This is a genomic window from Streptomyces sp. NPDC050147 (assembly GCF_040660195.1).
GTDB lineage: Bacteria > Actinomycetota > Actinomycetes > Streptomycetales > Streptomycetaceae > Streptomyces.
Genome location: NZ_JBFALJ010000002.1, coordinates 229,882 through 254,138, shown reverse-complemented (window position 1 = coordinate 254,138; position 24,257 = coordinate 229,882). Strand labels below are relative to the sequence as shown.

The following is a 24,257-nucleotide window of genomic DNA, read 5'->3' as shown; positions in this document are numbered from 1 at the left end:
GGCACGGCCTAGTCCTTGACGGTCTCGTCCCGTCCCAGCCACGCCGCCAGCTCCACCGGATCGGCCCCCTGCCCCGTGGCGCGCTCCAGCGCGCTCTGTACGGCGCAGGCCCGTTCCGGGCGGTGGCGCAGGAGGCGGGCCGCGTCCTGGTGCTCGGCCGCCCCGGCCAGGGCCCTGCCCAGCCCCGCCCAGTCGGCGGACGTGGCCTCCTTGCCCATGAGTTGGGTGACGAAGGCGTCCCGCGCCCCACTCAGGTCGCCCCGCGCCAGCAGCAGGTCGGCGGCGCGGACGCCCTCGATGCCGCTGGGGTCGGCCGCGGGGGCGCCGAGGCGGTAGCGGGCCAGGACGGCCGCGGTGTCCAGGTAGCGGGTATCGGCCTCCGGAACGAGTTCGGGCCGCGCGGCGAGCGCGGCAGGCGGCAGGTCGTCCCCTCGCCGCCAGGCCCGCACGGCCTCCTCCACGGCCGCGGCGGACGGCCGCAGATGGTGCGCACGCCAGCGGGCGCGGTGGTCGGCAGCCACCTCTTCGGCCAGCGCGAGTTCGGTGGGCGGCACCGGCTCGGCCATCCACTGTTCGCACCGCCCGCGCAGTGTGCCGAGGAGCCGCCGTCCCAGGGGGGTCAGGCGTTCGTGGCGGTGGACGAGATCCACGGTCGACGACACTTGGGCGCGCCACAGCGCGAATTCGAAGTGGGCCATCGGGGCGTACGCGGCATCGGCCGCGTGCCGGTGGACGGACCAGAACCGGGCGACGCCCGCGAAGGCGTAGATCCCCTGGAGCAGGCCGCTCAGGGGCCGCGGATCGTCCCGCCAGGGGGCGTAGAAGAGCTGCTCCGGCGCTCCCCGCGGGGCCGTCGGCTCACTCAGCGGCCCCAGGTGGATCAGGCCGCCCAGCTTGGTGTGCTGGAACTCGTGCACCAGCGTCGCGGCGAGCTGGGCGACGTCGTCCGGCCGCGAAGCCATGACACCGCCGAACGCGTCCCCGGCCGTGACGCTGTGCGGCCGGTATCTCTCCCTGGCCGGCGTGGGGGCCAGGGACATCAGCCCGACGCGCATCGCCTCCGCGCTCTGAGGCTCGTCGCGCCGCAGGATCTTCCACGCCTCGGTGAGCAGGTCCTGCCAGGTCCGCGCCTCGGCGGCGGACAGCAGGCGGGGCGGGCTCGGGTGCGGGAAGGTGCGGTAGGGGTCCAGCTCGTCGAGCACCAGGAGCTTCCCGGGCCCCGTCGGCTCCAGCTCCAGGCGGCGCACCGCGTGCCAGCCCGGCGCCCCGCGGGACCACTCGGGTCCGGCTTTCACCGTCTCCCGGCCCGCGGTGATCCGCAGACGCCCCTGCCGCGCCTCGACCTGGGCCATGCCCCACGGCTCGGCCGCGTCCGTGAGCACCGCGCAGCCGAGGGTCGGCAGCGGCACCCAGCCTTGGCGGACCGGGACGGTGAGGGAGAAGTCGAGGCCCGCCCGGACGGCAGCAGCGGCGGCGAGCGCCGACAGGTGTCCCACGACCACCCACAGGGGCGCGTCCTCGTAGGCGGTCGCGCCCCGCAGCCTGCGCAGGGCGAGCGACAGCCACATGCCGGTGTGCGGGCACATCAGGGTGTCCTCGAACGCCTGGGGCGCGCGCTGTTGGGTGCGCGCGAGCAGGGTCCAGGCCGCCCGGTGCGACATGGGGACCGTCCCCGCGGGCTGCGCCGGGTCACCCTCGCTCAGGCCGTCGGCGAGGGCCCGCAGCAGCAGCAGACGGCGGCTGCGCTCGGCGGTGAGGAGCTCCTCCACGGCCGCGCTGCCGCCGTCGCCCCGCGCGAGGGCGAGAACGCCGGGCGCCGAGAGCCGGTGGAACGCCAGGCCTGCCGTTGCCGAGCGGTTGTCCGGCACGGCTGCTCCACGCCTATCCGACATGGAGGCTCCACGGAGCGGTGACGGCCGCGTCCATGTCAGTCGAAGCGGGAGGGGCTGTACGACATCGTGACGGCGCGGGCGTCGTCGATGTGGCGCAGCAGGGGTTCGAGCGACCCCGCGATGGCACTGCCGTCCATGGAAAGCAGCGCTTCAAGAGAAACCCCCGAGAGATCTACGAGATCGGACTCGACGGCAGGCATCGATTGCTCCACGGCTGCCAAGTCCCCCTCCGTGATTCCGTGCATGCGCCATCCCTTTCCCCCTCATGATGACCCAGCACGGCACGCTGCGAAACCCCGCGTCCGAGCCGTGCCCGACATCAAGTCAGCTGTATCGCTTGGCCAGTTGAGCTGCCTCACGGTCGACACGGGCCACTTCCGTGGACTGCCCCTCCAGAAGCCGGACGGTCTCCAGGAGCTGATCGAGTGTGCCTCGATAGCGGAGGCAGGTGTGCACGATGCCGTAAATGTCCATCCTGAGCCTGGAGTCCCTCGGCCGGTTCGCGGCGACCTCCGCGTCGATGCTGGCGAGTACAAGACCCAGGCCGCCCGCGTCCTTCAGGGACGGGATCTCCACCAACGCGTCGACGAGCCCCATGAGTTCACGTAACGGCAGGTCGGAGGGGAGATGCGCCAGGCCGGCAGGCGCCGTGGGCCCTGCCGGGTCAGCTACGGAAGGGAGCGCTCCACGCAGCGGAAGCCCCGCCTCCCTGTGCAGGTGTTCCAACTCGGCCGAGGAGAGCGCGCCGTACCACTGCTCCACCCTGCTCGCCGCGAGCCGCCCCAGGCCGTCCGAACGGTGGTGGGCGCTGATCACACCGACGACGGCACCGCAGGACCAGACCACCGCGCCGGACATCCCCTCCCAGGGCGAGCGCTCCGGTTCGGGGTCCGCGCGCGGCGCGAGAACGGCCAGTTCGAGTGTGCCCTCGCGGCGGTTGGACAGGGCGGAGACGGTCCCCGCGACATGGCAGGAGTCGCGGTACTGGCTGGGGGCGCCGTCGTCCAGGAGGCGCATCCTGTCGTCCCGCAGCTTGAAGCGGGGAAAACCCATCGCGCTGACGGCGAGCACCACATCGGACTCGGGCACGGCGCCGTAGCGGGGGGTCTCGACGGCCGCACACCGACCCGGGGGTGCGGTCGTGATCTCCAGGAGCGCCAGGTCCACCGCCTCGGAGAACAGCACGACGCGTACGTCGGCGCTCCACTCCCCCGGCAGATCGGCGTCGAAGCGCACCCGCAACGACGCCACAGGGCCCGCGACCACATGTGCGGCCGTCAGCACGGACCTGTCCCCCACGCGGTATCCGGACCCGCGCCGTCCGGGCGATGCGCCCGGCCTCTCCACCAGCACCTCGGCGACCCGCGCCGCCTCAAGTCCCGATCCCGCCATGGTGGCCGGGCTCAGCGCTCGCGTGCGGCCCGGTCACCCCTGACCCAGGGCCGCTGATCGGTGCCGCGGACGCGGGGTTCCAGGCTGAGGGTGACGCGGTGGGTGGTGGTGCTCGCCTGCTGGCCGGAGGCACCTGCCTCGACGACCCAGAAGCGGATCCTGCCGTCCGCGCCGGCGGACCGCTGTACCGCGAACTCCGCCTCCAGCTGTACGGCACCCAGTTCGAAGCGCAGTTCCTCGTCCTCCGCCGCGGCCATGGCGGCGGCCAGTTCCCCACGTAACTGCGCGATCATCTCGGCGAGTTCAATCACGCGGGGCCTCTACCCCCGGCGTGTCGCCCCCACACCGCGGAGGCGACCCGGATTTGTCGGAAAGGATGTGCGGCATCCCAGCCCGAATGCGGTATTCGGGTGAATTTTTACGAACCGGTGAAACCGGCGGTTTCCTCCACACCGTCAACTCGTTTGCAGAGTGCAGGGCCAGAAGTGCCTCTCGGCTCCCATCCCTTCGCCAACAACTGATGTAGCACCCCGCCTCCACCAGGCTGTTTTCATGGGCCGGCCTTGGACCGTCGCTTCGACTCCAGGGTCGGCTTTTCCACTGCTCAGAGGAAGACGAATACATTGCGACAGGTCATTGGTAAAGGAATGCTCGCGACCGCGGCCGCGACCAGCATCCTCTCCCTGTCCGGCTCGGACGCGTTCGCCGCGGACGCGGACGCGGTAACGGCGGGTTCGCCCGGAATCTTGTCGGGCAACAGCGTGCAGGCCCCCGTGGAAGTCCCGGTGAACGCCTGCGGCAACACCGCGAACGTGGTCGGCGCGGCCAATCCGTCGTTCGGCAACAAGTGCGCGAACACAGAGTCCGTTCCGAAGGCGCACACGCACGCTCCGGAGCGAGTGGCGCCGCAGGAGCGGCAGGCCCACGGGGGCGGCGGATACGGCCACACCCACTCGGGCGCGCACCACGGCGCCCAGTCGACGGCCAAGAGCCATGTCAGCCAGTCGCCCGGCATCCTGTCGGGCAACAACGTGCAGGCGCCCGCGCACGTACCGGTCAACGCCTGCGGCAACACCGTGGACGTGGTCGGCCTGTTCAACCCGGTCATGGGCAACGGCTGCGCCAACGAAGGTGACGCGCCGACGCCCCCGCACCACGAGACGCCTCACTCGCCCAAGTCGCCTCCCCGGAGCGCCGAGCCGCCGGCGGACCGCGCCGTCCCGCCGACGGAGGCCGACAAGCCGCGGCACGTCGCGTCCTCGACCGACGGGCAGCTGCCCCGGGCCGCCCACGAGGAGCCCAGCGCCTTCACGCAGCTCGCCGAGACCGGAAGCGACGTGGACTACCTGGCCGCCGCCGCGGCGAGCACCGCCCTGCTGATCGGCGGGGGGATCCTGTACCGCCGCGGGCGCGCCACATCCCGGCGCTAGGCAAGGGACCCGGTAGGCCCGGGCACGCCGCTGGTGGGGAAGAGACGCGCGAGGGTCTCTTCCCCACCAGAACGGAGGGGAGGGCCGACGGGTGGGTTGCCGACCTACGGCGAGGACGCCGACGGCTGGCGGAGGGCAACCAGGCCCGTCCCATGCCGACAGAGTCCACCATCCGGTGGCGTCACGAAGAACCGATTCACCCGTTCGCCGACGGCATCACCTGATTGAGTTCCCGGCGAGCATGATCGCCGCTCAGCGCCCGACGACGGCGCCCTTGGGTGTGCGGCGAACCCGCTCGCCGACCGGCGCCGGAACCGCGGAGCCCACCGGCCCGCGCCGCAGGCTCCGTCGCACGCCCCCCACCAGCCGCCCCGCCGTGAAGGACGCCCCGTGCACGAAGCGCATGGCCGGGCCGAAGCTGGCCGCCGTCACCAGGCCCGCGAGGAACAGGCCGGGGTACGAGGACTCGAACGCGGTGGAGACGCAGGGCTCGTCGGCCGCGTTCACCGCCAGGCTGCCTCGCACGTCCGGGGCGAGCAGGCCAAGGCGTGCGCTCGTGGCCCTGAAGCCGGTGGCCGCGATGACGTGGTCCGTCTCGAAGTCCGGGCGTCCGCCCGAACCGTCCACGGCCGCGAGCCGCACCCGGCCGGACGAGAGCGACGCCGTGGCGACCTCGTGGCCGAGCAGCACCTCGACGCGTGACTCGACCCGGTCGCGCACCCACCAGGCCCCCGCGGGGCCGAGCGCCGACGCCGAGACGCGGGCACGCGTGGCCGCCGGGAGCCGCCGGAAGCCGCCCGGCGCCTGCGCGTAGAACCAGTTGCGCCACCCGCAGCCGAGGCCGCTGTGCGGAGCGCGGGCGGACTCCCACCAGGGGCGCTCCAGCGCCGGGGGCACGCTGTTCCAGTTCAGCTGGTGCGCACGGGCGAGCATGCGCACACGCGTTCCCTGCTCGGCGAGGAGCGCGGCGGTCTCGAGAGCCGCCTGGCCCCCGCCGATCACCGTGACGTCCCGGTCGCGGAAGCGGTCGAGGTCCCGGTGGTGGCTGCTGTGCGAGACGTGCTCCGTGCCGAGCCCGTGCAGCGCCGCGGGGATCTCGACGAAGGGGATGACGCCGACGGCCAGGGCCACCGTGCGGCCACGGATGGCCTGACCGTCATCGGTGACCACCTCGAAGCCCCCGGGGCAGGCGCCGACCGATGTCACCATGCGTTCGTCGACGACGGGTACGGCGTACTGGGCGAACCAAAGGCCGTACGAGGCGAACGTCTCCACGGAGATCGGTTCGCCGTGCCTGGCCCGCATCCCGTTGCGCTCGCAGTACGCGGCGAGGCCGTAGCGGCGCCGGGGGTCGGAGAGGTTCGACGCCCAGGGCTCGGACTTCAGGAACATGCCTCGGGGCATGTGGTCGCGCCAGGACGCCATGGGTCTGCCGAAGACGCGTACGTCGAGTCCGGCGTCGGCCGCGTGGGACGCGATGGAGAGCCCGTAGGGGCCGGCTCCGACAACCAACAGGTCATACATCAGCAACTGCTCGCTCTCTCGTCATCGGTACGGGCGATATCGGCGCGGCCGGAACCGTCGGCCGCGCCCGCCTGGCGCACGCCCGCCTGGCGCACCATCCGCACCCGCACCTCTTCCTCCGGCGGCCCGGTAGGGCGTACCGACCGCCTCAACCGCCCGAGCAGCCGCCGCGTGACGTGCCGGCACCACAGCGCCCACATGGCGCGCGCGGGAGCCATGTCGTCCCGGGCGTGCCAGGCCAGCTCGCGGCGGTGCGACGCGGTGGAGGCGGGCCCCGCCGTCAGCAGGGTGCGCACGGCGGCCAGCGGGGAGTAGTTCTCCACGACGAACGACCGGCCCGCGAGGACGGCGGCGGCCGGCAGCGGGCGGTGCGTCATGTCCAGGTGCTGGGCACGCACCACGTCCAGGCCGTCCCCGTCGGCGAACAGCCGGAACTGGGCACCGGGCCGCGGGTTGAAGTCGAGCAGGCAGTGCTCGCCCGTCGCGGCGTCCACCCGGAAGTCGAGGTCGAAGATCCCCCGGTAGCCGAGGGTGTCGACCAGTTGCTCCACGCGGGAGCGCAGGCCGGGGTCGGGCGTCCACTCGCCCACCGCCGTCAGGCCCGCCCCGCGGGGCCAGGAGCGGTGCTTGCGGCCGGAGCCGCCGCCGCGCACCACCCCCGCCCGGTCGACGTACCCATGGACGAACCAGTCGCGGCCGGGGCCGTCGGGCAGGAAGGCCTGCAGCAGGAGGCGGCTGCCCGCCTCCTCGCTGCGCCGGTAGAGCTCCTGGGCCTCACCCGCCGACCGCACCAGGACCGTGCTGCGCAGCTCCGTCCCGGCGGGGACCAGCCACGGGTGGCTCCACTTCGCCACCACCGGAAGACCCAACTCGCGTACGGCGGCGGCTGCTTGGCCCACGGATTCCGGCAGGAGCGTCACCGGGTGCGGGATGCCGGCCGAGGCGCACACCTGGGCCAGCGTCGCTTTGTCAGCCACCCGTTCCGCGAGGCCGCTCGCCTGGTCCGGCAGGAGATAGGTGGCGGCCAGTTCTTTCTGCAGGCGCCCGATCGCGAGTGCGCCCGCGTCGTCCATCGGAATGAGCACGGCCGGTCTGCCCACCCGGTGGGAAATGCGGCGCAGTACGGCGGCGATTTCCTGGAGCGGGGCGCCCGGCGGCGGCGGTGGGTGTGTCTGGTGCAGATAGCGGGATCTGCGCACCGGGCTGTCCGCGGAATCCGCGGCAGCTACATGAACCTCCACTCCCGCACGGCCCAATGACCGAACAGCTCCGAGCGTTCCGTGGTGAAAAGGGTTCCGGTCGATTCGCAGCAGAACCGCGGGGACCCGAGTGTCGAGAGTCAGCACCGCCAAATCCTCTCAATTCGATCCGCCATGCGGGCGGTGGGCACGCCCAAAGGATTAGGTGCTCGATTGGCGCAATAGAAATACATATGACTGAGCGTCAGTGGATGAGGAGCAGCATGAGGAGCGACCATGGCCTTGCAGAGACACCGGATCACCAGTAGACGGCCCGCGTTCATTGCCACCGGAATCGTCATGGCGGCAGCGCTCGCCGTCGGACCCGGCTACGCGTGGGGAGCCGGTCAGGCCCCCGAGCCACCGGTCGGGCCGCCGGCAGCCCCGGCCCCGTCCCCCTCGCCTTCCCTGCCGTCTTCCCTCTCGCCTTCCCTGCCGCCGTCCGCCTCGCCGTCCCCCTCCACCGCCGCCGGGCATCCCGCGTTCGGCGCCTACCTCACCTACGGGCCGCAGGGCGTGGAGCGCATGGCCGAACTCAGCAAGTGGCTGGGCGGCGCCGAGCTGCGCGTGGGGCACACCTACCTGCCGGGCGACCGGTGGAGCAATATCGAGGGGGCGCCGAACTTCCTGGAGAGCTGGGCGCAGTGGCGGCGTGCGAAGGACGACCGGCTCTTCGTGCTCAACGTCCCCATGATGGAGCGCAACGAGGACCGCGTCGGCGACCGGGAGGTCCGTTCGCTGCTCCGCCGGGGCGCCGCGGGCGATTTCGACGAGCATTACCGCGTCCTCGCCGAACGGCTCGTGAAGCTCAAGGTGCCGGACACCGTGGTGGTGCTCGGCTGGGAAATGAACGGCACGACGTACACCCATCGATGTGGTCCCGACCCGGAGGCCTGGAAGAGGTACTGGAAGCGCATCGTCACGACGATGCGTTCGGTGCCGGGTCAGAAGTTCAAGTTCGACTTCGCACCGAACAGGGGCCGGGACGCGATTCCCTGGACGCAGTGCTATCCGGGTGACGACGTCGTGGACATCGTCGGCATGGACTCGTACGACCAGCCGGCGGGCATCGATTTCGCCGAGCAGGTCAGCGAGCCGTACGGGCTCAAACAGCACGTGGAATTCGCCAAGGCCCATGGGAAAGAGATCTCCTATCCGGAGTGGGGCCTTTTCCGTAACGGCGACAACGAGGAGTACATGCGGAAGATGCTCGCCTGGATCGACGAGCACAAGCCGCTCTACAACACCGTCACCGACTACTGCCCGCACGGCGTGTGGCAGTGCGGGAACAATCCCAAGTCGTCCAAGGCCTACCGGACGCTGCTCTTCGGCCGTACGGGCACCGAGCCGACCGTGCCTGAGCCGACGAAGCCCACGAAGCCCACGAAGTGTTCCCCGCTCAACCTGGGCGACTGGGTCGAGTACTTGCTCGGCGGCAAGCTGTGCATGCGCCTCGACTGGTACAAGCGGCCCTGATGAGGAACCGCTCAGGACCGCTCCTGGCGTTCCCGCGGTCCCTGGCTTTCCCGCGGTCCCTGGCTTTCCCGCGACTCCTGGCGTTCCCGGCGCCTGCGCAGGAACTCCTTGCCGCGGCTGCGGGCGGCCGCGTCCCAAGCGGCGGCCCGCAGCACGGGGGCGGTGCGCCTGCGGGCGAGCAGCAGCCGGTGGTTGGTGACGGCCTCGGGGCGCCAGTGGTGCTTGTACGGTTCGTTGCCGCGCAGGAGGCTCAGCACCCGGTCCCGGTCGCCCTCGGCGTGTTCCGCGCAGGAGTTGAGGAGCATCGTCGCCACGTCCACCTTCCGCTCCCGCAGCCGCGGATGCGCCCCGTAGAGGTAGCCGCCGACCAGGTGGGGCGAGAGCAGGGTCAGGTCGGCGGCCACCACGGCTCCGTCGAGCCGGAACTCGGTCACCACCGCGTCGCCCGCCCTGACCATGAGGCCGACCGACCTGATCAGATGCTCGGAGAACCGCGGCCGCAGGTGCTCGGAGGTCACCTTGCGCCCCTGCCACTGGAGTTGGTGCAGATGAAGGAGGGTGCGCACCGAGGCGTCCACCTCGTCGTGCCCTACGATCCGCCGCTCGACGCCCAGCGCGCCCATCTTCCGGATCTTGGCGCGCGCCCGCTGGGCCCGCGGCGCGGGCAGCCGCCCGAGCAGCTCCTCCATCGACGCCGCGGGCAGCTCCAGACAGAGCGAGTCCACGAGGCGGAGCCGGGGTCCGCGCCAGCGTTCGTAGATGCGCTCCACGGCGGCTCCCGACCGGACCTCGCGGAAGTCGATCAGTGCGCCGCGGGCCAGTTCCGCGAGGCCGTCGGCCAGCGCGCCGGCGGCCTCGTCGGCGCAGGCGTCGTCGATCAGCACGTCGGTGAAGTCGGAGATCGCGCCGCCCAGCGGCACGAGCGCCGGGAGCGGCAGGTACGCGCGCATCAGCGGCGCCGCGGCGACGAGCTCGCCGTCCCTGCGCACGAGGACGACGCGGAGCCGTCCGCGTGTGCCGTAGGAGAGCCACCAGGAGTGCAGCCACGCATGGCTCTGGAACGGCGTCGCTGTCCGGCATCTTCGGTGCAGCCGCGCCCAGGACGCCGAGAGGTCCGCGAATTCCGCCTCGTCCGTGCAGAGCTGGACTGTCAGGGCACCGTCCGTCACCTCCATCACCTCTCCCGGTTGAGGTCGGCGGAGTGCGCGGGGCCCGGTACCGGGGCCGACGGCCCGTCCTCGTCGCGGCGGGGGCGCACGAGGAGGGCGAGTCCGCCGAGCAGTCCTCCCGCGCATGCGCCCACCAGGGAGGTCATGGGCGCCGTCGCCGACGCGGGGGCGGCGGGCTCGACCGCCCGGGAGAGCTGCAGGAGGCGTACCCGCGTGCTGTCCTTGGTGTGGTTCGCGTTGTTGGTCAGGGAGCGCGACACGGCGTTGGCGATGTCGGCCGCCTTGCCGGGCTTGGCCGCGGTCGCCGAGATGGAGATCATCGGGGCGTCGGGAGAGGTGGCCGCCTGGACGCTCTCGCGCAGCGTCTGCGGCGAGACGCCCGACTCCACCTGGGCGTCGCCGAGCACCGCGAGCTGTGTGGCGACGCGTCCGTACGCGGTGGCGAAGCCCAGGGCGGCAGTGGGGTCGGAGTTCTTCTGCGGGACGGCGATCACGTAGCTCGTCGCGGTGTACTCGGGTGTCTTGACCGCGCCGTACAGACCGCCGGTGAGGGCGCCGAGCGCGGCGCCCGCCGGCAGGAGCCACCATGCGGGCAGCCGTTTGACGCGGGCCAGCATCGGGGCCGCGTCGGCCGGGCGGAACCGCCTGCTGAGGGTATCGGTCATCAGGAACTCACTCTCGGGGTCGAGCCGGAGGCAGCTGCCTCGTATACGTGCATCAGCTGTGCCGCGCTGCGGGTGATGCTGTAGTGGTGGGCGGCCTCCGGGGCGAGGCGCGGCCGTGGCCCCGCCGACCGGGCCCGCAGCAGCGCCCGCACGAAGGAATCCGGGTCGCCCGTGACGCGCTCGGCTCCCGTCGCCGCGTCCGGCGCCAGGTCCTCGACGGCGGGACAGCGGACGTAGAGCACCGGCAGACCGGCGGCGAGACCCTCCACGACGGCAAGTCCGAAGGCCTCCTCGGGCGACGGCGAGGCGAGGACGTCCATGGCGGCGAGGAGCGCGGGGAGGTCGGCGCCGTGCTCGGACAGATGAGGCCGCTCCCCGGTGAACAGCACCCGCTCGCCGAGCCCCAGTTGCTGCGCCGTCGCCCGCAGCCTGTCCTCGTCGGGGCCGCCGCCGACCAGCAGCACGCGTACGTCCCGGGGCAGCGCGGCCAGGGCGTGCAGCAGGACGTCGAAGCGTTTGCCGGGGGCGAGGCGGCCGACCCCGCCGACGACGAACGCCTCGTCCGGCAGCCCCAGTTGCCGGCGTACGGCGACGCGGCCTCGGGGGTCGAAGCGGAACCGCTCCACGTCGATGCCGTTCGGTACGACGTGGATGCGCTGCCGGGGCACTCCCCACCGGCTGAGCCGCTCGGCGACGGACGGGGAGACCGCCACCGTGGCCCGCCCCAGGCGCTCGCCCGTCAGGTACAGCGCGCGGACGCCCGCGGTCAGCGGCCGTCCCTCCATCTGCGAGTCGCCGAGGGAGTGCTCGGTGGCCACGACGGCGCGCGTCCCGGCCAGGCGGGCGGCGATGCGCCCGTAGAGGCAGGCGCGGAACAGGTGGGTGTGTACGAGGTCGTACGCGCCCCCGCGGACAAGCTTCGTCAGGCGGGGCAGGGCGCCCAGGTCGCGGTTGCCGGACATGCCCAGGTGGACCACGCGCACTCCGTCGGCCGCCAGGCCATCGGCGACCGGTCCTGGATTGGTGAGCGTCACGACGTCACAAGTGGCGGGCAAGTGGCGCAGCAGGAGCCGCAGTTGCTGCTCGGCGCCGCCGACGCCGAGGCCGGTGATGATGTGCAGGACTTTCACGCGCCCGCCCCCGCTCCACGGACCGCGCGACGCCGCAGCCGGTTGAGACGCAGCTTCAGCTGAAGCCGCAAGGCGGTGTCGTCCTGCCCGATGTGGACGCGCGGCAAGGCGTGCACACCGGTCAGCGGTCCCGGGGAGATCGCGCACGCGTAGCGGTAGCCCGCCGCCCGTACGGACTCCACGACGCGCTGGTCGATCGTGCCGTACGGGTAGCAGAAGCCCTCGACCTCGCGGCCGATGAGGTCGCGGAGGGCGACCCGGCTGCCGCTTGTCTCCTGCCACAGCAGCCGGTCGTCCGCCTGGGTGAGGTCGACGTGCGTGAGGCCGTGCGAGGCGACTTCCATCCCCTCGGCGGCGGCGTGCCGGATTCCCGCCGCGTCGAGGAGCGGTTTGCGCGGGCCCAGCGGGTCCCACGCGTTGTCGCCCGCGAGGCGGCCGGGGAGCACGAAGACGGTGGCGTCGAAGTCGTAGTGGTGCAGGAGCGGCAGGGCGTGGTCGACGAAGTCGGTGTATCCGTCGTCGAAGGTGAGGCCGACCAGATCACGGCCCTCGCCACGGGCGCGCGCCGTGAGGAGGCGCGACATGCTCACCCCGCGCAGGCCCTGTCTCCGTAGCCAGCGAAGCTGCGCGGCGAGGCGTTCGGGCGTGACGGTGATCTCGTAGGGGTCGTCCGCGCAGGTGTCCACGGAGTGGTACATCGCCACCCACATCGGCGCTTCGGGCAGCCAGTGCCGCACGCGCCGGGAACGGGGGGTCTCACCGAGTGCTGTGTCAACGGACATGCGTGAGCTTTCGTGTGGCGGATGTGACGGAGCGGAGGACCGGCTCGAAGGCCTGGGCCTTCAGGGCCCGGAGCAGCAGCAGGAACACGGCGACGACGGCCGCGCAGCCGAGGACGAAGCCGACGGCCGGTGCGTCGACGGTGCTCGCGAGGGCGGTGCCGCACCCGGTGGCGCACACCGCCGCGGTCACCGGCTTGACGAGTTCGCCCACCACCTCGCGGACCCGGATCGGCACATTGCGCGGACCCATCCCGCACAGCAGCACGAAGGCCGCGACGCTGATCCCCGCCGCGTTGGCGAGCGCGATGCCGCGTACGCCCCACAGGTCCACCGCCCAGCTGCCGATCCCGGCGGTCGCGGTGATCCCGACCGCCATCGCGCCCAGCGGGAACCACGTGGCGCGCCCGCCGGAGAAGTAGGAGCGGACGAGCGCCCCCACCAGCGTGTGGCCCAGGAGCCCCAGGGCGTACACGCGCATCACGGCCGCGGTGGCGACGGTGTCGTCCGCGGTGAACGCTCCCCGCTGGAACATGAGCTGGATGAGCTGCGGCGCGCAGGCGATGACCACGGCGGTGCCGAGCAGCACCACGCAGCCGGCCAGGCCCAGGTCCCGCTCGACGCGCGACCTGGCGCGCTTGACGTCGCCTTCGGCCAGGGCGCGCGCGACGACGGGCATCGTGACCGTACAGAGCATCAGGGAGAGGGTCATCGGCACCTGCGCCACTTTCTGCGCGTAGTTGAGGTGCGAGATGGCCCCCGAGGGCAGTGAGGACGCCAGAAAGCGCTCGATGAGCACCTGCGACTGCCGGCACAGCGCGAACAGCAGCACGGTCGCGACGAGGGTGCTGCCCATCAGGGCCGGGACCGAGGGCCCCACCGCACTCTCGTCGGGCGCGTCCGCCGGGTCGCGGGTGAGCCGGCGCCAGAGCGAGGGGGCCTGGACGAGCACCATGAGTACGCCGCCGACCGCGACGCCCAGAGCCGCCGCCCGGACGCCGTAGCGGGGGGCGAGGACGAAGACCGCGGTGATGATGCCGATGTTGTAGAAGACGTAGATGCCCGCGGGGGCCACGAACCGGCGGTGGGCGCGCAGGGCCGCGCTGCAGTATCCGGCGAGGCCGAACGTGAAGACGCAGGTGGCCGTGAGGAGCGTGCAGTCCACGGCGAGACGCGGGTCGGGCAGCCCTGGCGCGAGGACCTCCACCAGGACCGGCGCTCCGGCCATCAGGATCAGCGTGACGACGCCGGAGGCCAGCACGAGGCGGGGCAGCGACGCGGCGACCAGGGCCCGGACGGGGTCGCGGCGCGCGCCCTGGCCGCGGCGGGCGAGCGCCATGCTGAAGGCGGGTACGAGGGCGAACGCGAGGCCGTCCTCGATGAGCAGGGTGGTGGCCACCTCGGGGACGGTCCACGCGACGAGAAAGGCGTCGGTCTCGGAGCCCGCCCCGAAGAAGTGGGCGAGCGCCTGGTCGCGTACGAGTCCGAGCACCGACCCGGCCACGGTGAGGACCGCGGTGACCAAAGTGGCCTTGGCGAGAAAGCCGTTGGAGGGGTCGGAGCCCTTGACGGGCCCCGCCTCGGTCGCCGGAGCGGGCGCCTTGCCGGCCGGACCGGCGTCCACGGGGTGGGTCGCGGAGGTCATCGCGGGGCCTCCCCCGGCACCGGCGAAGGCACCGGCGCCTGCGCCCGCACCGGCGCCGTGAGGGCGCGGCCGGCCAGCGCCCACCACGCCACGAGCCCGAGCATCACGGCCGTGAGCACCGTCGAAGGCCCGCCGATGTCGGCGTACGAGAAGTCCACGAGCTGCCGCACGAGCAGCCCGCACGCGACGAGCCCGCAGTCCGCGCCGACGCCCCCGCGCACCCGCGTCAGCCGCCGCAGGCCGAGCAGCAGGAAGGCCGCCCAGCTGCCCACCAGGGTGCACAGGCCGAGCAGCCCCTGCTCGCCGAGGACGAGCAGATACATGTTGTGCGGGGAGAGCAGCGGCTGACGGTGGAATCCCGCGCCCGCGCCCGCCGTGTCGCTGGCGGAGGAGAGGGCCAGCGAGGCGTGGCTGTCGCGGTGGTCGGGGAAGGCCTTGAGCCCCACGCCCGTCACCGGCTGCTCGCGCCACATGTCCACCGCCGCGGCCCACATCGTGTACCGGTCGGTGACCGACTGGTCGGGGGCGTCGGTCACCTGCGTGATGCTGGCGATCCGCTCCTGGAGCAGCTGCGTGCCGATGCCGAACCCGCCCACGAGCACGACGGCGGCGGCCGCCACCACGGCGAGGGACCGCAGCGCGTTCCGCACTCCCGCGAGGCCCAGCTGCGCACCGCAGGCCACGACGGTGGCGATCCAGGCGCCGCGGCTGAAGGAGAGCGCGAGCGGAACCACCAGGAGCAGCGCGCAGACCAGCGCCGCCTGACGCTGCTTCGGGGATGCCGGGCGGAGCGCGAGCGCGAGCGCGCACACCACTCCGTACGACACCACGGTCGCCATCCCCATGACGTCCGTCGCGCCGAAGGTCCCCACGGCCCGGACGTCCGAACCCATGTAGCTGGCGCCCGTGCCCGTGACGTACTGATAGACGCCGATGGAGCCCTGGAAGAGGGCGAGGCCGATGAGGGACCAGGCCACCAGGCGGAAGTCACGGCGGTCGCGCACGAGCGTCAGGACCGCGGCCGGTACGAGGACGAAGATCTGCAGATAGCGCGCCAGGCCGGTCATCCCGGCGGTCGCGGTGCTCGCGCCGACCGCCGCGACCGCGATGCCGATCACCGGCAGACCGAGCACGACGGCGGCGGTCCGCGTCAGCGGCCGGCGCGCGCCGCGCACGGTGCGGGCCACGCACCAGAGCACCAGCAGGGCGGAGGCCGCGTCGGCGATCGTGCCGCCCGAGGAGCCGCCGTCGCTCGGCGCCACGGGGAGCGCGAGCAGGGCGACCACGGCCATGACGGGCAGCACGGGCCCTCCGCCGCGCAGTGCCGACGACAGTGCGGCGGCCGGTGAACCGGCGGGGAAGAGCGTGATCGAGGCACCGTTCACGCGGGTCAGCTCCCCGTCGGACGTACGAGGGAGGCGGCGGTGCGCAGCAGGATGCAGAGGTCCTGCCAGAACGACCAGCTGTCGATGTAGGCGTTGTCGAACCGGCACCGGTCCTCGATCGAGGTGTCGCCCCGCAGTCCCTGGATCTGGGCGAGCCCGGTGATGCCGGTCGGCATGCGGTGGCGCTCCCCGTAACCGGGATAGGTCTGGCTGAACTTGCCGACGAAGTAGGGGCGTTCGGGCCGCGGGCCGACCAGGCTCATGTCGCCGAGGAAGACGTTCCACAGCTGGGGAAGCTCGTCCAGGGACGTACGGCGCAGGAACTGGCAGAACCGGCTCATCTGCTGCTCGCCCGCGACGCTCCACCGGGTCGCGGCCTCGTGCGGGTCGGCGGGGCGGTGGGTGCGGAACTTCAGCAGGGTGAACGGCCGCCCGTCCTTGCCGATGCGCTCCTGACGGAAGATCACTCCGGGGCCGTCGGTGGCCCGCAGCACAGCGGCGCACGCGAGGAGCAGGGGGCTGATGAGCAGCAGCAGGACCCCCGAGGTGACAAGGTCCAGGGCGCGCTTGGTGACGCTGAAGTGCCTGCGCCGCACGGGCACGAGCGGCCGGCACGGGAACCCCGCGAGCCGCCCGGATCTCGCCTGGCGCCCCGGCGCGTCGTAGCCCGGCGGCTGCGTCGCGTCGACCGCCCACACGTCGCAGCCCGAACCGCTCAGCGTCCGCAGCCACTCGATCTGCTCGGGACCCGGCGTCGGCCCGGCGACCAGGACGGTGCGTACGGCGTTCTGGATGACCGCGCGGCGCAGCTCCTCGATGGTGGAGAGCACCGGCAGTTCGGCGCCCTCGGACTCGGTGCGCTCGGCGGGCGCGTCCCCCACGATGCCCACGGGCCGCACCCCGGCCTGCGGATGGCGCAGGACCGCCTCCGCCACGCGCCGCGCGACGGCGCCGGGACCGACCACCAGGGCCGGGCGCGGCTGCCGGAGCGCCGCTCTCCGTGCCCACCAGTACAGGGCGCCGCGGCCCGCGCAGCACAGCACGCTCTGGAGCGCCGCCGCCGTGCACAGGGTGGTGAGGGAGAGCGGGCTCAAGGCGGCGGCGCTCGCGGCCAGGAGCCCTGCGGCGCACCAGCTCATCAGGGCCTGCCAGGCCAGCGAAGGGAGTTCGTCGAGGGCGAAGGGCACGGCGGTCGGGCGGTACAGCGCGGCGCGCGCGTTGAGGCCGGTCACTGCGGCGAGCAGCAGGGCCACCAGAAGGGGGTGGCGCTGCGGATCGGTGAGCAGCACGGTTGCCAGGAGGGCGGCGCTGCAGTCGACGGCGAGCAGGGGCAGGGCCGAGGAACGGCGTGCCGAAGCCCTCCATTTGATGCTTGTCCTGCGGCCGCTCCCGCTCCCGCGGGGAGGGATGACCGAGGCGGTGGTGATGGCATGGTCGGCCGCCCGTGGCTGCGCGGCAGGGGCGACGGTTCGTTCCGCACTCACGGGTTGATGGACTCCCTGCACTTGATGGGCCCCACGCCAAGGAGTTCGCGGTACACGGCCGCGACAGCGTCCGCGGTGTGCCGCACATCGTGGGTGTTCGATACGTGGCGGTGCGCCGCACGGCCGAGGGCTTCACGCAGGGGCGGATCGCCGAGCAGCGCGACGAGGGCACGCGCCAGTGCCGCGGGGTCCTCCGGGGGGACCAGGCCGTGGGGCGCGAGTCCGGGTGGCAGGCTCTCGCGCGCGCCGTCCACGTCGGTGACGACCACGGGCCGGGCACAGGCCATCGCCTCCAGGGGTACGAGTGCCATGCCCTCCCACCGGGAGGGCAGGACCACGAGGTCGGCCGCCTGGTACCAGGGGGTGGCGTCCTGGACTCCTCCGACGAACCGCACGGATGCGGGCGCGCGTTCGCGCAGCCCGTCCTCGTCGGGTCCGTCTCCGACGAGGACGAGCCGGGCGAGCGGCATCCGCTCGGCGACCGCGGTCCAGGCCCGCAGCAGGACGTCCTGTCCCTTCTGCCGGCACAGCCGCCCCACGCACACCACCAGAGACTCTTCCTGTGCCAGCCCCAGGGCGGTGCGCGCCGCGTGCGCGGCCACGGGACGGAAGCGCTCGACGTCCACGCCGTTCGGGATGACGGACCAGCGCGCGTCGATGCCGGAGCGCTGCCCGGTGAGCCGCTCCGCCTCGCTGACGCAGACGACGTGCGTCGCCCAGCGGGCCCCGAAGCGCTCCCAGCGCCGGGCGAGCCGCGCGGTCACGCCGCCGACGGCCTCGAAGGACCAGGCGTGCGGCTGGAACACCGTGGGCGCCTTGCCGCGCAGGGCGAGCCGTGCGGCGAGCCCGGCCTTGGCGCTGTGCGCGTGCACGACGTCGGGCCGCAGCTCCTCGACGATGCGGGCCAGGCGCCGCACCTCGCCCGGCAGCCCCGGCCCCGGGGCGCGGGTCGCCGGCCACCGGTGGGGGGCGCGTCCCAGGCCGCGCACGGCATCCGGCAGCCGGCCGCTGTCCGGACATGCCACGTCCACCCGCATCCCGGTGGACAGCTGGGACTTCACCAGGTCGGTGACCACGCGGGCCACTCCGCCGTCGACGGGCTGGGCGACATGAAGGACGCTCAGCCGGGGGTCATTCGGTGACAGTTGCATGCACGGCGCCTTGCTCAGGGGGAAGGTGGTGCGCTACCGCTTCGCGTCCACAGCGGCGAAGAGCACACCGGCCCACGCGGACTCTCGCTGCGAGGCGAGTCGGATGAGCAGGCCCTCTCGCTCGGCCTTGGGGCCCCCGTCGAGGGGGAAGATGTCGGAGTCGTATCCGAGCGTGTTGGCGTACGCGGGCGTCCTCGCGCTCTGCCTGCCCGGCTCGCTGATGGTCGAGTTCATGACGTCGCGGGCGGGGTTCGCCGCGTCGGAGAGCCGCACGGGCCTGCCCCGGTCGGTCGACACGGTGAGCGTGTCGCCGGTCGTGCCACGGTCGCCGTTGTACGTGACCATGCCCACGCTGCCCTTCGCGCGGGCCGGAACGGGCATGCCGCCCAGGCGGACCGCACGGCTGCGCCCGCGTGCGTCGAAGGAGTCGAAGCCGTCCCACACGGCCAGGTGCCGCAGCGGCGCGGCCTCGTCCTCGTACGCGACGACCAGTGTCCAGCCACCCCACGCGCCGGCCTCGGAGTGCCCCCGTGCCACGTTGACCTGCGCGACGGTGTAGAGCCCCGCGCCGCTGGTCCTGACGAGGGGCGTGACGTCGGCCGATGCCTGGAAGGCGTCCGCCCCGTTGGCCGTGCGGTGCCCGACGAGGGTGTCGGCCCGCACCTGCCGGTAGCTGCCACCCTGTTCGGCGATGAGGACTCGGCCGTTGTCCCCGGGCCGCTTCTGCTCACCGACGCGGAGATTGCCGCCCCAGTACAGACGCGCGTAGGAGACCCGGGAGCCCGATGGGAGCCGGACCTCTCCGCGGCTGGAGTTCGCGCGGTCGGCTACCGGCTTCCGGCACGTGATGACCGTGTTGGCCGCGCGGGTGATCCCGCCGTGCTGGAGGGCGTGATAGCGCTGCGCGAACTCGATGCTCGCCGCTTCGGCGGCTGGGGGCGCGGCCACGGCGGGGCCGCCCGGCGGGGCGACGACCGCGAGGAAGAGGGCGCACAGCGTCACGCGACGCGGAAGGGAGCCCAGGGAATTACGCATGACCGGCGTTGCCCTTTCGGGAAAGGTCCGAACCAGAAGGGAGATTAAATGCGACAGTCACACTCGACTCGTAACTTCCCGCACTTGTTCATTCAAATGGCTTCAGGAGAGGGCAACACTAGCCGCTTTCCGCATTAATCCATGAAGGCTGACAAGTGTGTCGGACCCGTGTACGGCCGCCATGTCCCCGAATGGCAGCCGCTTGGTTGCGGTCGGTGCCCACCGCTTTCACGGTTAACACAAGATCCGACACATCGTCGAAGGGAAACTTCATGCGCGCTCTGCCCGTACGGCGTATCGCGACCACCGTCCTCTGTGCCTCACTCCTCGTCGGGACGGCCGGGCCCGTGGCCGCTGCCGAGAGCGACTCCCCCCGTGGCAGCGCCCAGGAGGCGCCCCGCGCGCCGGACTCCGAGACGGCCGCACTGCTCGCCCAGGTCGAGACCCTGCGCGAGGCCGGTGGCGTGCTCACCCCCGTCACCGATCTGCTCACCGCGGTCCTGGAGGCCGACCAGGGCCGGCTGCCCGCCGAGGAGGCCGAGAAGCTCGCCGCCCCGGCGAAGGAGGCCATCAGGAAGGCCTCGGCCGGGGCCCCTAAGACACTGCCGGACGACGACACGCCGGCGGCCGACCCGAAGGCCGGCGTTCTCGACGCGGTGTTGGCCTCGGTCGACGCCCTGCTCAAGGCGGCCACCATCGGCGGCGACACCGCGGTGCCAGGCGCGGGGTCAGGCGTCGTGTCGGATGAGGAAACAGACGCGGGAACAGGTGAGGACACAGACGCGGGAACAGGCACGGTGCCGGGCGTGGTCACCGGCCTCGTCAACCTTCTCGCCGCCACGCTCGTCGGCGGAGACCTCCCGGCCCCCAGCCTGGCGGGACTGCCGTCCATGCCGGAGACGCCGGGGCTGCCGGAACTGCCGGGGCTGCCGGAGCTGCCGGAGCTGCCGCAGGAGGACGGCGTCGCCGAGGAGTCCGCGCTGTCCTGAGGCCCTGTCAGGGCAGCACCCGTCGCGTCGCTCTTCCGGGCGGCGCGACGGATTTCTCACGTGTCCATCTCATACGAGAATGAGACACCGTCTTCGTTCGGGTGGGTTCCGGGAATTTCCGCCGTACAGAGTTTCCGCCGCACACGGTGCTCGTTAGCCACGGCGAAGTGAAAACCCCCTCTGGCGACCGCCCCGTCGCCCACGAAAGGAACACGATGAAGCCCCTGAAGGCTGCCGCCGTTGTTGCCGGATCCATGGTCCTCGCTGGTGCCGCCGCGCCCGCCTTTGCCGCCGACCTCAACAACCTGAACGGTGCGCTGGACACGATCAGCGGCAAGTCGGCGACCTCCGAGGCATCCCCGCTCGCCGCCAACACCCGTGAAAGCGAGAAGAAGGATCCGGTCGTCAAGGCCGTGGCGGATGCCGCGAAGGGCCTGCACCAGCAGGGCGGCGCGGGCAAACTTATCGGCGGGCTTCCCCTCGGGAAGTAGAACTCTTCCTTGCCGCTGTCGGCAACCAATGACTTCCCGCAGGGCTGCTGCCACGAGCAGACGGCGAATGGCAGTAAGGGCCGTTTCCGCAGCGCGTTCTGCGGAAACGGCCCTCAGTTGTTTCCCGCCTCTGCCACTGCCGTGAGGACTGCAGCGATGCACACCAAGACGCCTTTGCTCGACCCCCGTGAGCTCCCCCGTAAGCACGAAGCCCCCGCGAGGGGCGTGGCCGCTCCAGCGGACGGCGCCGAAGGGAGCCGTGCGTTCGCGCTGCTTCTGGTGATCACGGGTGCCGCGGGGCTGCTCGCGGCGTGGGTCATCACGCTGGACAAGTTCAAGCTCCTTCAGGACCCGGACTTCACTCCGGGGTGCAGCCTCAACCCGGTGGTCTCCTGCGGCAACATCATGACGAGTGAGCAGGCGTCGGTCTTCGGGTTCCCGAACCCGATGCTGGGTCTCGCGGCGTACGCGGCCGTGATCTGCGTCGGGATGAGCCTGCTGGGCCGTGCGCGCTTCCCGCGGTGGTACTGGCTGACGCTGAACGCGGGCACGCTCTTCGGCGTCGGCTTCTGCACGTGGCTGCAGTACCAGTCGCTGTACGAGATCAACTCGCTGTGCCTGTGGTGCTGCCTGGCCTGGGTCGCCACGATCATCATGTTCTGGTACGTCACGTCGTTCAACGTGCGCAACGGCTTCCTGCCCGCGCCCTCCTGGCTGCGTACGTTCTTCAGCGAGTTCACCTGGGTCCTTCCGGTGCTGCACATCGGCATCATCGGCATGCTGATCCTCACGCGCTGGTGGGACTTCTGGACCAGCTGACAGCGGCAGAACCGGGCATCACGCGCAAGGAGACATCCTCAGTGGTCGAACGAGCAGCGGGCGGCGGCCAGGGCGCGGGACGGTTCACGCGCCGGGCCATGACGCGCAACCTCATCGGAGTCGCCGTCGCCGCCGTGTCGGCGCAGGCCGCCCTCCAGTGGTGGTCCCGACACCCGGCAAAGCACCCGCCGGCCGACGACGTCGGTGACGGGGCTTTCGACGAGATCTACGAGGGCCGCCACCTTCGCGGGTCGAGAGCCGCCGCGGGACATCAACACGCGGGCGCCGCCTGGGACATCACCGTCGACGGGCGCCCGCTGCACCTCATGCGGCGCGCCGACGGCGGCTATCTGAGCATGATCGACCACTACCAGTCGTATCCGACGCCCCTCATCGCAACCCGCAGGGCAGTGGACGAACTCGGCCCCGGCCGCAGGCTGCGCGGTAGCGGCGCCTGACCTCTGCCCCGCCACATCGGACCCAGGAGCGACCCCGAGTGGCCTACATCCGCAAGAACCAGGCGCGGCTCACCAGCGCCGAGAAGCGGCGCTTCGTCAACGCGCTGCTCGAGCTCAAACGCAAGGGCGAGTACGACGAGTTCGTCCGGACGCACATCACGTACTACGTGTCCGACGGGGGCAGCGGCCTGCGGGTGGCACACATGGCGCCCTCGTTCCTCCCCTGGCACCGCAGATTCCTCCTGGAGTTCGAGCGGGCCCTGCAGCGGGTGGACCCCGCGGTGTCCGTCCCGTACTGGGACTGGACGGTGGACAGGACGCCCGGTGCCTCGCTCTGGGGCGGCGGGTTCATGGGCGGCAACGGACGGCGCTCCGACCGGCAGGTCATGACAGGACCGTTCGCCCGCACGAACGGCGTCTGGGTCATCAAGGAGGGAGAGGCGGACGGCGATTTCCTCATGCGCGACTTCGGTCGGCCGCGGAACCCGATCGAGCTGCCCACCAAGGCGCAACTGGCCTGGGCCATGAACGACCCGGTGTACGACACACCGCCCTGGGACTCCACCTCCACCGAGGGCTATCGCAACAAGCTCGAGGGGTGGACCTCCGCCACCGGCAACGACAGGTGGCGCAACCACAACCGCGTCCACCGCTGGGTCGGCGGGCACATGCTCGGCGGTGCGTCGGTCAACGACCCCGTCTTCTGGCTGAACCACGCCTTCGTGGACCTGCTGTGGGACCGCTGGCAGGCACGGCACCCCCGCTCCGCGCCCTACCTGCCCGAGCGGCAGCCGAAGGCCGGCCACGGCCCACAGCACGGTCGTATCGCCGCTCGCTACGAGGCGATGCCGCCGTGGGACGCGAAGCCGGACGAGTTGCTCGGCCATCGCGGCATCTACCGCTACGCATGAGACTTCGCCCCGCCGAGCGGCGGCTCGACGAGGCGAAGCGATCAGGACCCCCATGGGCCAACGGTGTCATCCATGGCCGCCGGGGGAGGTCAGCCGCCGTAACCGCCGTGTCCGTGGTCACCTTCGGCGTTGACGCACGTGTTACCGGACGCCGGGTTCAGCAGGCCGATGACGTTCACCGTGTTGCCGCACACGTTGACCGGGACGTGAACGGGGACCTGGGCGACGTTGCCCGAAACGACGCCGGGCGAGCCCACGGCCGCAGCTTCGGCGCCCGCGTCCGCCATGGCCATGCCGCCGCCACTGAGCACCACGGCGCCCGTACCGAAAGCGACAGCGGCTGCCTTCGCGATGCGAGACATCACGTTCTCCTTAGAATTGACGAGTACCGCCGCACGTACGCGGCCGTACTGTCCCTGCAACGGCGCCACCGGCCACAAGTAACGGCCTGCGACCCTCCTGCCGGACGGCACAAAGGGCCGGGACTACCCGGCCGGGGGAATCCCCGTCCCGGGTATCGGCCGAACGGGTGTAAACGCGCCGAAGGCCCGGGAAAGCGCCACTAGCATCCGCGGACATGACCTCTTCCACTGCCGTAAAGCCAGAGCAGCAGGGTTCCCTTCTGGGCACCCTCGTCATCATTCCGTGGGCCAATGAAAGCGCGTCCGATTCTGACGGCCAAGTGACGCCGTTCCTGTTGGTGTGTTCCCGAGGGGACGGCCGCGACGGGCCGGAAGCGGGCTCGGAGGCCCTGAGGGCCGAGCTGAAGAAGGCCGGTCTCTCGGTCGGTGGCGGCGTGAGCGACCTTACGCGGGAGACACGCAGTTCCATCTCGCTGCTGGTGGAGGCCGAACAAGCCGTACTGAGCCTGCCCTTCCTGCATGTCCAGTGCCCGGTCTCCCAGCAATGGCAGCAGGCGGCCTACGAGAGCGGCACGGCCTATCTGATCTGCGCAACGCGCCCGTGGCCGGAGGCTGTTCAGGGAAAGGCGGTCGGCGCGGAGCAGTTGCGCGCGTTCGTCTCGGACGAACAACTGGTGCCGACCAGTGCGCGCTGCCTCCTGCCGGTGCGCAGGGTGCGTGTCTGACTCACGGCTGGGGCGTACGAAGATGCGTCGCCCCGACTGCGTGAGCGGTTCAAAAAAGACTGTGCCCCGAGAGGCGGAGGGAAAGCCCTCCGCCTCTCGGGGCGTCA

The 24,257-nt window shown here is 72.0% G+C and carries 24 protein-coding genes; 8 read left to right on the top strand and 16 right to left on the bottom strand.

Annotation, left to right across the window (positions count from 1 at the left end):
- Positions 1-8: 8 nt before the first annotated feature.
- From AB0I94_RS04830 to AB0I94_RS04815, 4 genes are all read right to left on the bottom strand, one after another.
- Entirely contained in the window at positions 9-1,892 is a 1,884-nt protein-coding gene (locus AB0I94_RS04830; RefSeq protein WP_363307974.1) for an HEXXH motif domain-containing protein, read from the bottom strand.
- A gap of 35 nt (positions 1,893-1,927) precedes the next feature.
- Complete coding sequence (locus tag AB0I94_RS04825) at positions 1,928-2,137, bottom strand: hypothetical protein (RefSeq protein ID WP_363209049.1); 210 nt, start codon at positions 2,135-2,137, stop codon at positions 1,928-1,930.
- Between the two features lie 79 nt (positions 2,138-2,216).
- Positions 2,217-3,284, bottom strand: a complete 1,068-nt coding sequence (locus AB0I94_RS04820) for a trypsin-like peptidase domain-containing protein (RefSeq protein WP_363307973.1) — start codon at positions 3,282-3,284, stop codon at positions 2,217-2,219.
- Between the two features lie 11 nt (positions 3,285-3,295).
- Positions 3,296-3,595 carry a trypco2 family protein gene (locus tag AB0I94_RS04815; RefSeq protein WP_363307972.1) on the bottom strand — a complete coding sequence of 100 codons (300 nt, stop codon included), beginning with the start codon at positions 3,593-3,595 and terminating at the stop codon, positions 3,296-3,298.
- Positions 3,596-3,931: 336 nt separating this feature from the next.
- On the opposite strand from AB0I94_RS04815, the gene AB0I94_RS04810 reads away from it, so the two are divergent.
- Positions 3,932-4,714 carry a chaplin gene (locus AB0I94_RS04810; RefSeq protein WP_363307971.1) on the top strand — a complete coding sequence of 261 codons (783 nt, stop codon included), beginning with the start codon at positions 3,932-3,934 and terminating at the stop codon, positions 4,712-4,714.
- A 252-nt stretch (positions 4,715-4,966) separates the two neighbouring features.
- On the opposite strand, the gene AB0I94_RS04805 is transcribed toward AB0I94_RS04810, so the two are convergent.
- Positions 4,967-6,238, bottom strand: coding sequence for an NAD(P)-binding domain-containing protein (locus AB0I94_RS04805; RefSeq protein WP_363307970.1), 1,272 nt, complete (start codon positions 6,236-6,238; stop codon positions 4,967-4,969).
- A complete protein-coding gene (locus AB0I94_RS04800) occupies positions 6,238-7,584 on the bottom strand; it encodes an ATP-grasp domain-containing protein (protein WP_363307969.1) in 1,347 nt (448 codons plus the stop codon). Before AB0I94_RS04800 ends, AB0I94_RS04805 begins: the two co-directional genes overlap by 1 nt.
- 129 nt (positions 7,585-7,713) lie before the next feature.
- On the opposite strand from AB0I94_RS04800, the gene AB0I94_RS04795 reads away from it, so the two are divergent.
- On the top strand, positions 7,714-8,952 hold the full coding sequence (locus AB0I94_RS04795; protein ID WP_363307968.1) for a glycosyl hydrolase: 1,239 nt from the start codon (positions 7,714-7,716) through the stop codon (positions 8,950-8,952).
- 11 nt (positions 8,953-8,963) lie between these two features.
- Here the strand turns inward: AB0I94_RS04795 and AB0I94_RS04790 are convergent, their stop codons facing one another.
- The 9 genes from AB0I94_RS04790 to AB0I94_RS04750 all read right to left on the bottom strand — a co-directional run bounded on the left by AB0I94_RS04790 (position 8,964) and on the right by AB0I94_RS04750 (position 19,395).
- Positions 8,964-10,127: a GNAT family N-acetyltransferase gene (locus tag AB0I94_RS04790; protein WP_363307967.1), complete on the bottom strand. Its 1,164-nt coding sequence runs from the start codon at positions 10,125-10,127 to the stop codon at positions 8,964-8,966.
- Positions 10,127-10,786 carry a lipopolysaccharide biosynthesis protein gene (locus AB0I94_RS04785; protein ID WP_363307966.1) on the bottom strand — a complete coding sequence of 220 codons (660 nt, stop codon included), beginning with the start codon at positions 10,784-10,786 and terminating at the stop codon, positions 10,127-10,129. Before AB0I94_RS04785 ends, AB0I94_RS04790 begins: the two co-directional genes overlap by 1 nt.
- Positions 10,786-11,916: a glycosyltransferase gene (locus AB0I94_RS04780; RefSeq protein ID WP_363307965.1), complete on the bottom strand. Its 1,131-nt coding sequence runs from the start codon at positions 11,914-11,916 to the stop codon at positions 10,786-10,788. Before AB0I94_RS04780 ends, AB0I94_RS04785 begins: the two co-directional genes overlap by 1 nt.
- A complete protein-coding gene (locus AB0I94_RS04775; protein WP_363308298.1) occupies positions 11,913-12,626 on the bottom strand; it encodes a polysaccharide deacetylase family protein in 714 nt (237 codons plus the stop codon). The genes AB0I94_RS04780 and AB0I94_RS04775 overlap by 4 nt, the downstream gene beginning before the upstream one ends.
- Before the next feature lie 61 nt (positions 12,627-12,687).
- Positions 12,688-14,340 (bottom strand): lipid II flippase MurJ, encoded by a 1,653-nt coding sequence (locus AB0I94_RS04770; protein WP_363307964.1) that lies wholly within the window; start codon positions 14,338-14,340, stop codon positions 12,688-12,690.
- Positions 14,337-15,632 carry an O-antigen ligase family protein gene (locus tag AB0I94_RS04765; protein WP_363308297.1) on the bottom strand — a complete coding sequence of 432 codons (1,296 nt, stop codon included), beginning with the start codon at positions 15,630-15,632 and terminating at the stop codon, positions 14,337-14,339. The genes AB0I94_RS04770 and AB0I94_RS04765 overlap by 4 nt, the downstream gene beginning before the upstream one ends.
- A gap of 98 nt (positions 15,633-15,730) precedes the next feature.
- Positions 15,731-17,209 carry a sugar transferase gene (locus tag AB0I94_RS04760; protein ID WP_363307963.1) on the bottom strand — a complete coding sequence of 493 codons (1,479 nt, stop codon included), beginning with the start codon at positions 17,207-17,209 and terminating at the stop codon, positions 15,731-15,733.
- A complete protein-coding gene (locus AB0I94_RS04755; protein WP_363307962.1) occupies positions 17,206-18,360 on the bottom strand; it encodes a glycosyltransferase in 1,155 nt (384 codons plus the stop codon). The genes AB0I94_RS04760 and AB0I94_RS04755 overlap by 4 nt, the downstream gene beginning before the upstream one ends.
- Before the next feature lie 33 nt (positions 18,361-18,393).
- Complete coding sequence (locus tag AB0I94_RS04750) at positions 18,394-19,395, bottom strand: DUF3344 domain-containing protein (protein ID WP_363307961.1); 1,002 nt, start codon at positions 19,393-19,395, stop codon at positions 18,394-18,396.
- Between the two features lie 272 nt (positions 19,396-19,667).
- On the opposite strand from AB0I94_RS04750, the gene AB0I94_RS04745 reads away from it, so the two are divergent.
- The 5 genes from AB0I94_RS04745 to AB0I94_RS04725 all read left to right on the top strand — a co-directional run bounded on the left by AB0I94_RS04745 (position 19,668) and on the right by AB0I94_RS04725 (position 23,063).
- Positions 19,668-20,384, top strand: coding sequence for a hypothetical protein (locus AB0I94_RS04745; protein WP_363307960.1), 717 nt, complete (start codon positions 19,668-19,670; stop codon positions 20,382-20,384).
- Positions 20,385-20,599: 215 nt separating this feature from the next.
- A complete protein-coding gene (locus AB0I94_RS04740; protein WP_363307959.1) occupies positions 20,600-20,875 on the top strand; it encodes a hypothetical protein in 276 nt (91 codons plus the stop codon).
- Positions 20,876-21,031: 156 nt separating this feature from the next.
- Complete coding sequence (locus tag AB0I94_RS04735) at positions 21,032-21,694, top strand: vitamin K epoxide reductase family protein (protein ID WP_363307958.1); 663 nt, start codon at positions 21,032-21,034, stop codon at positions 21,692-21,694.
- A gap of 98 nt (positions 21,695-21,792) precedes the next feature.
- Positions 21,793-22,152 carry a tyrosinase family oxidase copper chaperone gene (locus AB0I94_RS04730; protein ID WP_363308296.1) on the top strand — a complete coding sequence of 120 codons (360 nt, stop codon included), beginning with the start codon at positions 21,793-21,795 and terminating at the stop codon, positions 22,150-22,152.
- A gap of 38 nt (positions 22,153-22,190) precedes the next feature.
- Positions 22,191-23,063: a tyrosinase family protein gene (locus tag AB0I94_RS04725; protein ID WP_363307957.1), complete on the top strand. Its 873-nt coding sequence runs from the start codon at positions 22,191-22,193 to the stop codon at positions 23,061-23,063.
- A gap of 89 nt (positions 23,064-23,152) precedes the next feature.
- On the opposite strand, the gene AB0I94_RS04720 is transcribed toward AB0I94_RS04725, so the two are convergent.
- Positions 23,153-23,425 (bottom strand): chaplin, encoded by a 273-nt coding sequence (locus AB0I94_RS04720; RefSeq protein WP_363307956.1) that lies wholly within the window; start codon positions 23,423-23,425, stop codon positions 23,153-23,155.
- Between the two features lie 215 nt (positions 23,426-23,640).
- On the opposite strand from AB0I94_RS04720, the gene AB0I94_RS04715 reads away from it, so the two are divergent.
- Positions 23,641-24,150: a DUF5949 family protein gene (locus tag AB0I94_RS04715; protein ID WP_363307955.1), complete on the top strand. Its 510-nt coding sequence runs from the start codon at positions 23,641-23,643 to the stop codon at positions 24,148-24,150.
- Positions 24,151-24,257 lie beyond the last annotated feature (107 nt).